General features: G+C 53.2%; 16 protein-coding genes. All 16 read left to right on the forward strand.

What is annotated here, in order from left to right; all coding sequences use genetic code 11:
- Nucleotides 1-96 precede the first annotated feature (96 nt).
- The 16 genes from thrB (at nt 97) to atpC (ending at nt 15107) form a co-directional block, all read left to right on the forward strand.
- Nucleotides 97-1008 (forward strand): homoserine kinase, encoded by a 912-nt coding sequence (gene thrB / locus EZJ44_RS06410; protein ID WP_131281443.1) that lies wholly within the window; start codon nt 97-99, stop codon nt 1006-1008.
- 398 nt (nt 1009-1406) lie between these two features.
- The gene (rho, locus tag EZJ44_RS06415) at nt 1407-3188 is read left to right on the forward strand and encodes a transcription termination factor Rho (RefSeq protein ID WP_131281445.1); all 1782 of its coding nucleotides are present in this window, start codon (nt 1407-1409) and stop codon (nt 3186-3188) included.
- Between the two features lie 191 nt (nt 3189-3379).
- Complete coding sequence (gene rpmE, locus EZJ44_RS06420) at nt 3380-3592, forward strand: 50S ribosomal protein L31 (RefSeq protein ID WP_131281447.1); 213 nt, start codon at nt 3380-3382, stop codon at nt 3590-3592.
- A 113-nt stretch (nt 3593-3705) separates the two neighbouring features.
- Complete coding sequence (gene prfA, locus EZJ44_RS06425; protein ID WP_131281449.1) at nt 3706-4806, forward strand: peptide chain release factor 1; 1101 nt, start codon at nt 3706-3708, stop codon at nt 4804-4806.
- Nucleotides 4807-4810: 4 nt separating this feature from the next.
- On the forward strand, nt 4811-5740 hold the full coding sequence (prmC, locus tag EZJ44_RS06430) for a peptide chain release factor N(5)-glutamine methyltransferase (protein ID WP_131281451.1): 930 nt from the start codon (nt 4811-4813) through the stop codon (nt 5738-5740).
- A gap of 89 nt (nt 5741-5829) precedes the next feature.
- A complete protein-coding gene (locus tag EZJ44_RS06435) occupies nt 5830-6480 on the forward strand; it encodes an L-threonylcarbamoyladenylate synthase (RefSeq protein WP_131281453.1) in 651 nt (216 codons plus the stop codon).
- Nucleotides 6477-7712 (forward strand): MraY family glycosyltransferase, encoded by a 1236-nt coding sequence (locus tag EZJ44_RS06440; protein ID WP_131281455.1) that lies wholly within the window; start codon nt 6477-6479, stop codon nt 7710-7712. Before EZJ44_RS06435 ends, EZJ44_RS06440 begins: the two co-directional genes overlap by 4 nt.
- The gene (locus tag EZJ44_RS06445; protein WP_131281457.1) at nt 7709-8197 is read left to right on the forward strand and encodes a hypothetical protein; all 489 of its coding nucleotides are present in this window, start codon (nt 7709-7711) and stop codon (nt 8195-8197) included. The genes EZJ44_RS06440 and EZJ44_RS06445 overlap by 4 nt, the downstream gene beginning before the upstream one ends.
- A 136-nt stretch (nt 8198-8333) precedes the next feature.
- The gene (gene atpB, locus EZJ44_RS06450) at nt 8334-9158 is read left to right on the forward strand and encodes a F0F1 ATP synthase subunit A (RefSeq protein WP_376988487.1); all 825 of its coding nucleotides are present in this window, start codon (nt 8334-8336) and stop codon (nt 9156-9158) included.
- 27 nt (nt 9159-9185) lie between these two features.
- Complete coding sequence (atpE, locus tag EZJ44_RS06455) at nt 9186-9395, forward strand: ATP synthase F0 subunit C (protein ID WP_131281461.1); 210 nt, start codon at nt 9186-9188, stop codon at nt 9393-9395.
- 5 nt (nt 9396-9400) lie between these two features.
- The gene (locus EZJ44_RS06460) at nt 9401-9964 is read left to right on the forward strand and encodes a F0F1 ATP synthase subunit B (protein ID WP_131281463.1); all 564 of its coding nucleotides are present in this window, start codon (nt 9401-9403) and stop codon (nt 9962-9964) included.
- Nucleotides 9964-10776, forward strand: coding sequence for a F0F1 ATP synthase subunit delta (locus tag EZJ44_RS06465; protein WP_131281465.1), 813 nt, complete (start codon nt 9964-9966; stop codon nt 10774-10776). Before EZJ44_RS06460 ends, EZJ44_RS06465 begins: the two co-directional genes overlap by 1 nt.
- Before the next feature lie 48 nt (nt 10777-10824).
- Nucleotides 10825-12450 carry a F0F1 ATP synthase subunit alpha gene (atpA, locus tag EZJ44_RS06470; protein ID WP_131281467.1) on the forward strand — a complete coding sequence of 542 codons (1626 nt, stop codon included), beginning with the start codon at nt 10825-10827 and terminating at the stop codon, nt 12448-12450.
- 2 nt (nt 12451-12452) lie between these two features.
- Entirely contained in the window at nt 12453-13343 is an 891-nt protein-coding gene (locus EZJ44_RS06475; RefSeq protein WP_131281469.1) for a F0F1 ATP synthase subunit gamma, read from the forward strand.
- A 46-nt stretch (nt 13344-13389) separates the two neighbouring features.
- A complete protein-coding gene (gene atpD, locus EZJ44_RS06480; RefSeq protein ID WP_131281471.1) occupies nt 13390-14850 on the forward strand; it encodes a F0F1 ATP synthase subunit beta in 1461 nt (486 codons plus the stop codon).
- Entirely contained in the window at nt 14850-15107 is a 258-nt protein-coding gene (gene atpC / locus EZJ44_RS06485) for an ATP synthase F1 subunit epsilon (protein ID WP_165496138.1), read from the forward strand. Before atpD ends, atpC begins: the two co-directional genes overlap by 1 nt.
- Nucleotides 15108-15115: the final 8 nt, after the last annotated feature.

Genomic DNA, 15115 nt, shown 5'->3' on the forward strand with positions numbered 1-15115 from the left:
AGGGCGTAGACGCCGTGTGCGAGCGGTTAACGACATCGGTACGTGGAAACTTTACACCGCGATGGTGTGGCGATACTGGGAAAGGTTCAGAGCTTTATGCGATTGATCAATAGCCATGCGCGGGTGCGTGTGCCTGCTACCTCGGGAAATCTAGGTCCAGGCTTTGATTCGATGGGAATGGCTCACGATCTGTGGGACGAAGTCGCAGTAACGCTTACCACCGGAGCATCGCGTGTGGTGATTCTTGGCGAGGGATCGCAAACACTTCCGCGCGATGAAAGCCACCTTATCGTGCAGACTATCAAGACGACGCTCGAACGCCTCGGGGCTCCAAGCTCAGGCATTGATCTTGTATGTAGAAATAAAATTCCGCACGGTCGTGGATTGGGTTCCTCAGCTGCGGCGATTGTGGCGGCAATAATGCTGGTTAAAGGGCTAATTGACCGCCCGGACGCCCTCGATGAAGCCGCGATGTTGAAACTTGCCACTGAGTTTGAGGGACATCCAGACAATGCTGCTCCCGCGATCTACGGTGGAGCTACCCTCTCGTGGGGTGAAGGCGACGGGCTTGAAACGGCTCGATTGAATGTGTCGCCTAACGTCAAGACGGCGTTGCTCGTTCCCAACGAAGTGCTTCCCACCTCGCAAGCTCGATCAGTATTGCCCAGTGCCGTTCCGCATCGCGATGCCGTATTTAACTCCGCTCGATCTGCTTTGCTGGTACATGCGCTTGAACATCAACCTGAACTGCTCTTTGCCGCCACTGCCGACAAACTCCACCAGGATTATCGGGCAGATTCGATGCCAAAGAGCGCCGCGATGTTAGAGGCGTTGCGAGCGGCAAATTGGCCGGCTGTGATTTCGGGAGCGGGTCCAACGATTCTCGTATTTGCCCATATTGATGCACCCATGGCAAAAATTCTTGGCGAGCAGGGCTTTAGAGTTATCAATTCGACTCAAGTGCGCGGTGCACATTTTGTTGATGATAACGGTAACGTACAAAGCTGAAACAGTAAGGCTTAGTGCGGTTGTTGTGTTACACGGTCGCGCGGCTGCATAACCTAGTGATGCAAGGTGTACAGCGCTGTGCTGCGAGCTATACTTCCGATGCATATTTGAGGTGCGACATCAAGAATCATAGAGGTAGAACACAATTAAGAGCTTAAGATTTCGAAAGTGTTTTACTTGCGTGTAGTATTGCAACTAGACAGCAGTTGTTTGGTTAAACCAATCGATCACATGCTGTGCCGCTCGATAAGGTCAAAGAGTCGGCGGCTCGGTTTCAAGCATTCCAATTGTGTTATGCATGAACTATTTTTCTGTCTAAATTTATTATCCTCGTGACTTTCCGAGGACGAATCATCACAAGAACAACGTACCGAAGTGGTACCCGGGGAAGGAACCTCGTGAGCGAAACCTCCACCAAGACCAGCGGTTCACTGGCAAGCAAACTTTTGCCGGAGCTGAAGCAAATTGCAGCTTCGATGGGTATTAAAATGCCCCCTAAATCGCGTAAAGCAGACTACGTTGCAGCCATTTCACAAGCAGGATCTGCGGCGAAGTCTACGTCTTCTCAGGAAGCTGCTGCGCCTTCGCGCGAGCGCAGGTCAAAGGCTCAAACCTCTGCCAAATCGAGCGATAAGATCTCAACCCAGAACGACGAGCAAGCCACTCCTGCAGCTGAAGGAACCGAAAATATCTTCGGTGACTTGCCACGTCGCAGTCGTAACCGGAACCGCAGCGCCGATCGCGACGGCGTAGAACGCCGTCCTCGTGTGCGCCGCGAAGCAGAAGAACTCTCGGCGCAAGACAAGCAAGCTGCATTAGAAGCGCTGGGCGAGGCTGCCGAACGCCGTGCCGCTGAGCAGCAGCGCGATGGGGAAGGCGACGACGAAAACCCACGTCGTAACCGCAATCGTCGCGAACGCAACCGCAACAACCGCCGCGAAAATCCACGCAACCGCAACAACCGCCGCGATGGAGCGCCTAATAATGCGCGCGCTGATATTGTGGACGTCGAAGACGAGGCTACCGACGAAGAAGTACTCATTCCAGTAGCCGGAATCCTCGATATTTCTGGAACCAATGCCTACTTGCGCACGGGTGGTTATCTGCCTGGCAAGAACGATGCTTACGTTTCACAGCAGATTATCAAGAAGTTTGGTTTGCGTCGTGGCGACGCCGTGGCAGGTGCGGTGCGTTCGGTAACCGAAGCTAGCGTGCGTCGCGGTCAGCGCCAGCACAAATACAATCCGCTGGTAGAAGTCACCGCTATTAATGGCCTATCGCCAGAAGAAAGTGCCAAGCGTCCAGAGTTCAATAAACTGACGCCACTTTATCCGCAGGATATGTTGCGTATGGAAACCACGCAAAATGCGCTCACTACCCGCATTGTTGATTTGGTAGCGCCAATTGGCAAGGGGCAGCGCGGTTTGATTGTGTCTCCGCCAAAAGCGGGCAAAACTGTCGTGATGCAGCAGTTGGCGATGGCCATTGCAAAGAATGATCCAAATGTTCATCTCATGGTGGTACTCGTCGACGAACGCCCTGAGGAAGTCACCGACATGCAGCGTTTGGTCAAGGGTGAGGTCATTGCTTCAACGTTTGACCGTCCGGCTACCGATCACACCATCGTTGCAGAGCTCGCCGTTGAGCGTGCCAAGCGTTTGGTAGAACTCGGGCAAGACGTCGTCATCCTCCTCGATTCACTCACTCGCCTTTCGCGTGCCTACAACTTGGCAGCTCCGGCTTCTGGACGCATTCTCTCTGGTGGCGTGGACGCTGCTGCGCTTTACCCGCCAAAGAAGTTCTTTGGTGCTGCGCGCAATATTGAAAATGGCGGTTCGCTCACGATCATCGCTTCGGCGCTTGTGGAAACTGGATCGAAGATGGACGAAGTGATCTTCGAAGAGTTCAAGGGCACCGGAAATATGGAATTGCGTCTGTCTCGTCAATTGGCGGATCGCCGTATTTTCCCTGCTGTTGACATTAATGCCTCGGGTACTCGCCGCGAAGAACAACTGTTCAGCAACGAAGAATTGCAGATCGTATGGCATCTTCGTCGCGCATTGGGCACTCTCGATGTGCAGGAAGCTTCGGATTACCTGCTTAATCGTCTGCGTAAGACTGAGTCCAACAAGGAATTCTTGGTCTCGATCGTGCGTGGTATGCAGAACAACGCTGAATAAAACTGAGCTAATTGGCTGTAGCGCCACGCGAATGAGCACTTGCTCACGTCGGTGGCGCTACTGTGCCGAAAAGTGATTTAATATAGCGTCGGCTTCTGGTTCACCACTTCGCAGCTTCGGCAAGCTTAGGCCAGTTCATACTGTTCAAGTGCGCTGTGGACCCAGGGCGTTAAACGATCCAAGGAGAAAAAATGAAGCAGGGAATCCACCCTACATACGAAACCATTCGTGTTAGCTGCACCTGCGGCAACGAATTCGAAACCCGTTCCACTGTTGACGGCGGGGAGCTGCGCGTAGATGTATGCTCAGCATGCCATCCGTTCTACACCGGTAAGCAGAAGATTCTGGACACCGGCGGACGTGTTGCACGCTTCGAAGCACGTTTCGGCAAGCGCGCCAAGTAGCTAGTCTTTCGAACGCCGGTACTGGATGGTACCGGCGTTCGCGCTATTTTGGAACGGCAAAATCTGGTGTGTGCCCAGTTAAGCACAGTAATGATTGAGGGATGAGAATTATTATGGAGAGATTTCCGGCAGCAGTTGCAATGGTTGCGGAGCACAAAGACATCGAAGCACAGATGTCCTCACCGGAGGTTTTGGCCAACCCAGATAAACTGCGTTCTCTTGGTCGGCGCTATGCGGAGCTTGGGCGAGTAGTAACCCGCTTCAATAAATGGGAACAGGCCGAGCAGGACCTGAGCGAGACGCGTGAGATCGTTGAGATGGGCGGCGAAGATGGTGAATTGTTCGCTGCAGAATTGCCGCGTCTTGAAGAAGCTGCGCAACAAGCAGCCGATGAACTACGTGATGCCCTCATTCCACGCGATCCCGATGATCTACGTGATGCAATTTTGGAAGTGAAAGCAGGTGAAGGCGGCGAAGAATCAGCACTATTTGCTGGAGATTTGCTGCGTATGTACCTGCGTTATGCCGAGTCAAAGGGATGGACTACTCAGATTCTTTCGGCAACAACCACTGATCTCGGTGGTTACAAAGACGTGCAAGTTGCTGTGAAAGCGAAAGTCGTTCCAGAAGATCCGGCCGACGGCGTATGGTCGCATCTCAAATTTGAAGCCGGTGTTCACCGAGTCCAGCGTGTGCCCGTGACGGAAACTCAAGGGCGTATTCACACCTCAGCAGCGGGTGTGCTGGTATTCGCCGAAGTAGATGATCCAGGCGAAATTGAAATCAACGATAATGACCTGCGTATCGACGTATTCCGTTCTTCTGGTCCGGGTGGACAGTCGGTGAATACTACCGATTCGGCAGTGCGCATCACCCACCTTCCCACTGGGATTACTGTTTCGATGCAAGACGAGAAATCGCAGATCAAGAACCGTGAATCTGCAATGCGTGTGCTGCGTGCACGACTGCGCCAAAAGCAACTCGACGAGCAGGCCGCAGCAGAAGCAGACGCGCGTCGTTCCCAAGTTCGTACAGTTGACCGTTCAGAACGTGTGCGCACCTATAACTTCCCAGAAAACCGCATATCTGATCACCGCACCGGCTATAAAGCCCATAACTTGGACGCTGTTCTCAATGGCGATCTCCAAGCAGTGATTAATTCTTTGCGTGATATGGACGAAGCGGACCGTCTTCAAAACGCCACTGAGCAGTGATTTTATGGTCACAACCAGCTGGCAAGTTCCACTTTCGCAAGCGATACAACAGTTGTGTGACGCCGGTGTACCAAGCCCCAAATATGACGCACGATCTCTAGCCGAGCACTGTTTCGGACGTGTGCCAGTGGCATCGGAACCGATTTCTGCGCAAATGCAGGCTTCGTTCGAAGCTTTGGTCCGACGTCGGGCTGAACGTGAGCCTTTGCAACACATCCTTGGAACTATGTGGTTTCGCTACCTCGAACTCGAATCTCGCCCCGGCGTCTTTATCACTCGCCCCGAAACAGAACTTGTAGCGCAAGCGGCAATAGACGAGGCAAATCGGCTGATAAAAGATGGTATTGAGAATCCAAGAATTCTCGATCTATGCACTGGATCGGGCGCGATTGCCATTTCAATTGCCACGGAAGTTCCGCAGTGCCAGGTCACGGCCGTGGAACTAAGCGAGGTGGCTTTCGAATCTGCGCAGCGCAATAATGCGGCGTATGGCAATAGAGTTGAGCTGGTCCAGGCAGATGCGCTCCAATTTGGGATTGAAGTGAAGCCAAGTGCAGTAGCAACGGTCGATACTCGCGCAGCGTCGCCGGTGGAAAAGAACACATCCTCGCCTAGCAGCGAAGAATGTGTCAACGAATATTTTGACGTTGTGGTGTCTAATCCGCCTTACGTGCCGCGTTACCACGATCTTGCACCTGAGGTACTTTCCGATCCGCACATGGCGCTGTTTGGGGGAGGAGACGATGGCTTGGAGTTTCCCACCGCTTTGATCGCCCACGCAGCGAAAATTCTCAAGCCAGGAGCGCTATTGGTGATGGAACATGCAGATGAGCAGGGAAAAGCGTTGAGGGAGACGGCAGGGCAGTATTTTTCGCAGGTGCGCACTGGCACAGATTACTCTGGGGCAGATCGCTGGCTGTGGGCGCGAAAATGAGGTATTTTGGCGAAACCGTAGCGCGCGTCGATAACCAGTGCTGATTTCTGGCTAGAATATTGGTGGGAAAACGCGGAGGCTATAGCGATATGGAAATCTTTGACTGTACTGGCTTGCAGGCTCGCCACGCGGCCATTGAGGCGGCAGTGAGCGTCGTTCGGGCTGGGCATGTGGTGTGTCTGCCCACAGATACCGTTTACGGCATCGGCGCTGATCCGTTTAATGACGACGCCGTAACCGAACTTCTCGCCGCAAAATCTCGTACGCGACAGATGCCTCCGCCCGTCTTAGTACATGACGCCGAGCAAGCGAGCACACTAACGGCTTGGATCAATGATGAAGCCATGGCGCTGATGGAAAACTTGTGGCCTGGAGCTTTAACAATTATTTTGCCTGCGCGCGAGAATATCGGTTGGGATCTTGGCGAAACACAGGGCACAGTGGCTTTGCGTATGCCCGATAACTCAATTGCACTTGAGTTGCTCGAGCACACCGGTCCATTGGCTGTTACCAGCGCAAACAAGACGGGTCGGTCTCCAGCCACTAACATCACACAAGCTTATGAGCAGTTGGGAGACGCCGTCGGCGTATATCTCGACGGCGGTGAAGCAGGCGGAGGCGTGCCATCAACCATTATTAAGTTCTCGCCTGAGTCTCCACGCAAAGTGCAATTGATTCGAGCTGGTGCTATCAGTGCCGAGATTATTGAATCTACTGCGAATGTGCAGGTGATTCAGTGAGAGTTTATCTCCTCATTATGGTGATGGCGGCAGTGGTAACCTACCTACTGGTGCCATTGGTGCTGCATACTGCACTTGCTACTGGAGCGATTACGAAGATTCGTGGTCGAGATGTGCACGAAGTGCCTATCGCTCGCCTCGGCGGTGTGGCGATGTATTTAGGCTTGGTATTTTCTTTTGTACTCGCAGCGCAGATCCCGTATCTGAAGAATGTTTTTAGTGCTAGTTCAGGTGCTTGGGGTATTTTGCTCGGTGCTGGCACGATGTGTGTTATCGGCGTGATTGACGATATTTGGGAATTGCGTTGGTATGCGAAGCTAGCAGGAGAGATCCTCGCAGCGGGTGCAATGGCGTGGTTTGGTGTGCAGCTCATTTCGGTTCCTTTCCTTGGGTTGACGATCGGCTCGCAAAAGCTGACGCTTTTCGTCACGATAATTGTGGTGGTGATGGTGTCCAATGCGGTGAACTTTATCGACGGCTTGGACGGTCTAGCTGCAGGCGTTGTGGGTATTGCCGCTCTGGCTTTCTTTGGTTACGCATACTTCCTTACGCGCGCGGCGTCGCCGGGGGACTACACCTCAGTTGCGACCGCTGTTGTAGCAGGTCTTGTGGGCATTTGTATCGGCTTCTTGCCGCATAACTTTCACCAGGCTCGCATCTTTATGGGCGATTCGGGCGCACTCATGCTTGGAGCAGTCATTGCGGGGGCGAGCATCTTGGTGACTGGCCAGATTGACCCGATGCACGTCAATAGCCGCACGGCAGTTCCTGCTTATATGCCAATTTTGGTGCCTGCGTTGGTTTTGGTTATCCCCTTGGTTGATATGGTGTGGGCAGTATTGCGGCGCGTTCGCCAAGGTAAATCGCCGTTTGAAGCCGACGCTGGTCATTTGCACCATCGTTTGTTGCGGCGTGGTCACTCCCATCGCGCAGCTGTATTGGTGCTGTATATGTGGACGGCGGTGGCCTCATTCTCCGCTGTTGCTTACGTGATCTACCCGCATCCGATCCTGTTCCCGATTTCTTTAGTTGCCGCGGTAGTTGCATTGATCGTCACCGCTCGTCAACTTACGACGCCGCAGCGCCCGCGTCGCGTGTTATCGCGCAAATTGCGTCGACGTCGGGTTGTTAAAGATACGCACGAGCAGCAAAATCTTGGCGTGGCGGGGGATGACGTCGTCGTCGCCATTGAGAGCGAAAAACGCCACTCGATACGTGTGGAGATGGAATGAACGCCGGATTTCGGCGTCGGACGCCTTTGCATACTGCTGGTGAACGGAAAAACGCCGACCAGATTATTGCGGCAGCAATGAAATGGAACTTGCTGTGCTTGGGCGGAATAGCGATACTCCTGGGACTTTCGCCCCTCGCCGGAGTTTCGAGTTTGTCTGCTTGGAGCCTTGTGTGTGGAGTGCTGGCAGTTGCTGTTTCGAATATGTTGTCGTGGATTTTCTATCGGCATTTGGCTCGCCATGGATCTCGATTTCAAGGCGCTGCTAGTGCACTGATGTTTGTAACTAAACTGTTCTTGTTGATTTTGCTGGTTTTTGTGGCGAAAAGTCTGGAAATCATCGCCTTTCGTGAAATGCTCTGTGGATTCGCAGGCGCTATCGTTGTGTCCTTATTGGTGAGTTCAGTGGTGGTCATGAGCCAGCCGGGGCCACCGCTGGAGATCGAGTCAGACGGTGCGAACGATAGCTTCGTCACGAATTGCTAAAACATGGGACTATTTTCCGTGCAGCCTTGGAAGAAAATTGAAAACTGCGGTAAAGTATTATCGCAAGTTGTTTCGTGCGAAATAACGATTTTCTGCAACTTGTATGCACTAATTTTGTCAAGATAGGAATACCTGGATAGTGAATTTGCTATTAAGTCTTGCCACATCACCGGTATTTATTGCTTCCAATGACGGTGGCTTTGAACCTCCAACGCTCGACCACGAATTCAATCCGGCGCCTTTCCTATTTGCAGGTACCCCTTTTGAGCTGAACAGAATCCTCATGGTGCGACTCATCGCAGTGGCGGTACTCGCTTTGTGCCTCATCATCTACGCGCGCCGTGCCAAGCTTGTACCAGGGCGTGCTCAAGGCGCGATGGAAACTCTGCTCGATTTTTCGCGAGTTCAGATTGGCCACGAAATCTTGGGCGAAGCTGATGCAAAACGCTTCCAGCCACTCTTGGCCACGCTGTTCTTGGGGATTCTTTTTATGAACCTCACTGGCGTGATTCCAGGTTTGCAGATCGCTGGTACTTCACTTGTGGGCATGCCATTAATTTTTGCTTTGGTGGCTTATATCGGGTTTATTGTTGCAGGTGTTCGGGTGCAAGGAGCTAAGTTCTTTAAGAATCAGCTCATTCCGCCAGGTGTGCCTAAGCCGCTCTACGTCCTGATGGTGCCGCTTGAGTTCCTCTCAACGTTTATTCTGCGTCCGGTCACGCTAACTGTTCGTTTGCTGGCCAATATGATCGCAGGTCACTTCATTTTGGTGTTGTGTTTCTTGGGAACGCACTACCTGTACTTCACTCTGTCGGGTTCAATGGGAATCGGACTCGGTACTCTCACGCTTCTCGGTGGCGTCATTTTCGTCGTCTTCGAGCTGTTTGTCGGCGCGCTACAGGCATACATCTTTGCCATGCTAGCTGCCGTCTACATTTCACTATCGATCTCAGAACACTGAGATTCTGAACAAAAAGGAAAGAACCACATGATTGGTAACATCGCCACCATCGGTTATGGTCTTGCAGCGCTAGGCCCAGGAATTGGTATTGGACTCATTGGTGCAAAGAACCAAGAAGCAACGGCACGTCAGCCAGAGCTCAAGGGGTACTTGCGCGTTAATATGTTCCTTTCGATCGCATTTGCAGAAGCACTCGGTCTGCTTGGCTTCGTTGCTGGATTCGTTTTTGCTGCGTGATATTTATGCTTGAATCGACGATTATCGCATCTGGGGGAGGCAATCCGCTTGTACCCGCATTGCCAGACTTGGTCTGGGGAACTTTAGCTTTCGTCGTCGTTGCTCTTGCCGTTTACAAATTCGCGTGGCCTTCATTCATCGCTACGCTCGACGAGCGTACTGAAAAGATTGAAAAAGGTCTTCAAGCTGCTGAAATCGCACGTGAAGAAATTGCTGCTGAACGTGTTGGACTTCAGAATGAGGTTGCACAGGCGCATCGTGAAGCTGCCGAAATTCGGGAGCGGGCGCAAGACAACGCCAAATCGATCGTCACGGAAGCACAGGCGAAAGCCAAGCATGAAGCAGCAACGCTGGTGGATTCTGCCCAACAGCGTATTGCTGCAGACGCACAGGCGGCATCGCGCGAATTGCAGTCAAATGTAGGCGCTCTTGCTACTGAATTGGCAGGTCGTATCATTGGCGAAGCAGTGACAGATTCAGCATTGGCATCGCGAGTAGTGGATCGTTTCCTTGACGATTTGGAAAACTCACTGCTGGCAAAGCAGCCAACTACCTCACGGGAGGCCTAATGCGGTCGAAAAGTGAAGCAGCTCTTGCGTGGATTGTAGATACTTGGGACGCTCTGTTACGAGAGCGGCAGACGAATGCTGTGGACTTCAGTGAGGAGATTTTCAGCCTCGCCGATGTCATTCAAGACAATCCGTCAGTGCTAGCCGCACTTGAGGACGCTTCGCGCGATACTGGTGATCGAGTTGAGCTTGCTACGAACCTTTTCCAAGGTAAAGTGTCTGGACAAGTACTCGAACTCCTCGAAGGTATCGTGCGGGAACGCTGGGCACAAAGCGGCGATCTACTCATTGCACTAGAGACAATCGGCGTTCAGACCGTGCTTGCGAGTGCGCAGTTAGATGATGCACTGAGCAAGACGGAAGAAGAGCTGTACCAGTGCCTGCGAATGCTGAAACGGGAGCGCGACTTGCGTCTGACGCTCAATTCTCAGCAGCACCCAGTAGCTGCGCGTGCGCAGCTGGTTCGCAAAGTCTTTGCGAATGTGAATCCGTACACGCAAGCCCTGCTAGTTCGATCAGTGTCACATACGAAGCAGTCCTCGTTGACCGCAGTGATTGCTCGGTACATTGACCAAGCTTCTGAACGTGGCAAGCACTTGGTAGCGTCGGTGACGGCGGCAATTCCGCTCAGCACTGAACAGGAAGAGCGATTGCGCTCGATCTTGTGCCGCTACTACAACCAAGACGTCAAGTTGCATATCGCACTTGATCCAACGATTGTTGGTGGGTTACGAATCCATATCGGAGACGACCTCATTGACGGTACTTTGGCAAGCCGCATTGCGGATGTCAAAGAAGTTTTCAGTAAATGACGTTTAATAATTCTTGCGGTGAAAACCGCTTCGAGCGAAGGAAGATGAATGGCTGAACTTACCATCCAGCCGGAGGAAATCCGGGCTGCGCTGGATTCCTTTGTGAGCTCATACGAGCCCGCCAAGGCTGCCAGTGAAGAGGTTGGTCATGTAACCCTCACGGCCGACGGCATTGCCCGTGTTGAAGGTCTGCCAGGAGCTATGGCAAACGAACTGTTGAAGTTCGAAGACGGAACCCTAGGTTTGGCGATGAACCTAGAAGAGCGCGAAATCGGCGTCGTGGTTTTGGGCGATTTCTCTCGTATTGAAGAGGGAATGGAAGTCCGCCGCACCGGTGAAGTGCTCTCGGTTCCAGTTGGCGAAGGCTATCTTGGACGCGTTGTCGATCCACTTGGCGAGCCAATCGACGGTCTCGGCGAGATCACTGGCATTGAAGAGCGTCGTGCGCTCGAACTGCAGGCACCCGGCGTCATGATGCGTAAGTCGGTGCACGAGCCGCTCCAAACGGGTATCAAGGCAATTGACGCCATGATCCCAGTGGGGCGCGGTCAGCGCCAGCTCATCATTGGCGATCGTAAGACCGGTAAGACGGCGCTCGCCATCGATACGATCCTCAACCAGAAGGCGAACTGGGAATCCGGCGACCCAAATAAGCAGGTTCGCTGTATTTATGTTGCGATTGGTCAAAAGGGCTCAACAATTGCATCCGTGCGCGCAACGCTCGAGCGTGCTGGAGCATTGGAGTACACCACCATCGTGGCATCCCCAGCTTCGGATTCAGCTGGTTATAAGTACCTTGCTCCTTACACCGGTTCGGCCATCGGCCAGCACTGGATGTACCAGGGCAAACATGTGCTCATCATCTTTGATGATCTGTCCAAGCAGGCAGAGGCCTACCGTGCAGTTTCGCTCTTGCTTCGTCGTCCGCCAGGGCGTGAGGCTTATCCAGGCGACGTGTTCTACTTACACTCTCGCTTGCTAGAGCGTTGTGCGAAACTTTCAGACGAATACGGTGCTGGCTCGATGACTGGCCTGCCTATCATCGAAACTAAAGCGAACGACGTCTCGGCATACATTCCTACCAACGTCATTTCGATTACCGACGGCCAGATCTTCTTGCAGTCTGATCTGTTCAACTCCAACCAGCGTCCAGCTGTGGACGTAGGTATTTCGGTGTCTCGCGTGGGTGGCGACGCACAGATCAAGGCAATGAAGAAGGTTGCCGGTACACTAAAGATCACTTTGGCGCAATATCGTGCCCAGGCGGCCTTTGCGATGTTCGCTTCCGATCTTGATGCTGCCACGCAGCGCCAGCTTGCACGTGGTGTGCGCTTGATGGAACTGCTCAAGCAGCCACAGTACACTCCGTACGCAGTGGAGGATCAAGTAGCTTCAGTGTGGGCAGGTACCAACGGTTATCTCGATGAGATTCCAGTGGAGAAAGTTCACGACTTTGAAGCAGGCATGCTGGACTATCTGCGCCGTAACACCACGGTTCTCAATACGATCGCGGAAACAGGCAAGCTCGAAGCAGATACTGAGGACGCGCTACGCACCGCAGTGTCCGATTTCCAAAAGTCGTTCCTTACCACGGTTGACGTTGAGACGCCGGCCGACCTCGAGGTGGACGTAGAGAAGTCCCAAGAGCAGATTGTTCGCGCAAAGCGAGGGTAATTGTGGCAGGTACACAGCGTATTTATAAGCAGAAGATCAAGGCTACGGCCACTCTTGAGAAGGTCTTCCGCGCAATGGAGCTTATTGCTGCGTCACGAATCGGTAAGGCTCGTGATCGCGCATTAGGTCTGGATCCATATACGCGTGCGCTCACGAAGTCTATTGCTACTGTTGCGGCTCACGCTCATGCAGATCATCCACTCGTTTCACAGCGCACCGACACTAATCGGGTGATGGTGTTCGTTGTGACTTCGGATCGCGGTATGGCCGGTGCGTATTCGTCGTCGGTGCTACGTGAGGCGGACAACCTCATGGCTGAGCTGCGCGCTGAAGGTAAAGAACCTGTGCTTTTTGTGTCTGGAAGGCGTGGCGAGTCCTACTACCGGTTCCGCGATGTGCCTGTGGTACGTGCCTGGACTGGAGAGTCTGATAAGCCGAGCGACGAGCTTTCTGCGGAAATCGCGCAGACGTTCCTCGATCTGTTCTTGGCACCTGCTGACGAGGGCGGCGTGAGCGAGTTACACCTCGTTTCGACTCAGTTCGTTTCGATGGTGTCCCAAGTGGTTCAGATTCGCCGTATGCTTCCGTTGGAGGTTGTTGATGCCGACGACGACGTGGCGGACGAGTCCGTGCCGCTGTACGAATTTGAGCCATCTGCACAGGAAGTGTTTGACGGTCTGTTGCCAATGTATGTGACGCAGCGAATCCACTCGGTGATGCTGATGTCTGCTGCTGCGGAACTTGCTGCACGTCAGCAGGCTATGCACTCGGCAACTGACAACGCTAAAGAACTCATCGAAAAGTACACCCGACTTGCTAATAACGCACGTCAGGCAGAAATTACAACAGAAATTACTGAGATTATTTCGGGCGCTGACGCGCTGGGTAAGTAGTCCCGTCAATCTAGCCCGGTTGCCGGGAAACAAAAAGGAAGTAACAATGACCGCTGTAGAAGAAACACAGAAAGCCTCCACCGGGCGCGTGGTACAGGTTGTTGGTGCCGTTGTGGATATCGAGTTTCCACCGGATGCATTACCTGAGATCAACAATGCTCTCACCACTGAAATCGACCTCACTGGCCAAGGGGAGTCCGAGTCGAAGTACTCGATGACTTTGGAAGTTGCTCAGCACTTGGGCAACAATATCATCCGCGCCATTGCGATGAAGCCAACCGACGGTTTGGTACGTGGTGCTACCGTCGTCGACACTGGTGCGCCAATCACGGTGCCGGTGGGTGACGTAACTAAAGGCCACGTGTTCAACGTGATCGGTGAGTGCCTGAACCTCGAAGACGGCGAGAAGCTCCAAGTGACCGAGCGCTGGCCGATCCATCGCAAGGCACCTCATTTTGACGAGCTTGAGCCAGAAACGAAGATGTTCGAGACGGGTATCAAGGTAATCGACCTGCTCACCCCATATGTTCAGGGTGGAAAGATCGGTCTGTTCGGTGGTGCGGGTGTTGGAAAAACTGTGCTGATCCAAGAGATGATTCAGCGTGTTGCTCAGGATCACGGCGGTGTGTCGGTGTTTGCTGGCGTAGGCGAGCGCACCCGTGAAGGTAACGATCTTATTCGCGAGATGGAAGATGCGGGCGTGCTCGAGAAAACTGCGCTCGTGTTCGGCCAGATGGACGAACCGCCAGGGGTGCGTTTGCGTATTGCCCTTTCGGGTCTGACGATGGCTGAGTACTTCCGCGACGTGCAGAATCAGGACGTATTGTTGTTCATCGACAACATCTTCCGATTCACGCAGGCTGGTTCTGAAGTATCGACGCTGCTTGGACGTATGCCATCTGCGGTGGGCTACCAGCCGACGCTTGCCGACGAGATGGGCGCCCTCCAAGAGCGCATTACCTCCACGCGCGGTCACTCCATTACCTCGCTACAAGCTATTTACGTGCCAGCCGACGATTACACCGATCCGGCACCAGCGACGACGTTCGCGCACTTGGATGCTACCACCGAACTTTCACGTGATATCGCTTCCCGTGGTCTGTACCCAGCTGTGGATCCGCTCGCATCGTCCTCCCGTATTCTCGATCCACAGTACGTTGGTAAGGATCATTACGAGACAGCAACGCGCGTGAAGCAGATTCTGCAGAAGAACAAGGAGCTTCAAGACATTATCTCGATTCTGGGTGTGGACGAGCTTTCGGAAGAGGACAAGGTTACTGTGGCGCGCGCACGTCGTATCGAGCAGTACCTCTCGCAGAATACCTACACGGCTGTAAAGTTCACCGGCGTGGAAGGATCTACTGTGCCGATTGCTGAAACTGTAGAAGCGTTCCGTCGTATTTGTGACGGCGAGTACGATCACGTTCCTGAGCAGGCATTCTTCAATATCGGCGGTATCGACGATATCGAAAAGGCATGGCACAAGATTCAGCAGGAAACCCGCTGATGAAACTGCAAGTTGTGGCAAAGTCCGGCGTTCTCTTTGAGGGCGAAGTAACGGACGTTGTGGTTCCAGCAGCGGACGGTGAGCTGGGAATTCTTCCTGGCCACACCCCGTTGCTGGCAGTACTTGAACCAGGTAGCGTGCGTTTTACGCTCGTCACAGGCGAGAAACGCGAAATCTTGACTAGCCGCGGATTCGTGACCGTTGATTCTGATGAAGTCATGGTTGTGGTAGAGTTTCAGCGCAATTCTGATAACTGAATCTACCA

The organism is Arcanobacterium bovis (assembly GCF_004331995.1).
Classification (GTDB): Bacteria; Actinomycetota; Actinomycetes; order Actinomycetales; family Actinomycetaceae; genus Arcanobacterium_A; species Arcanobacterium_A bovis.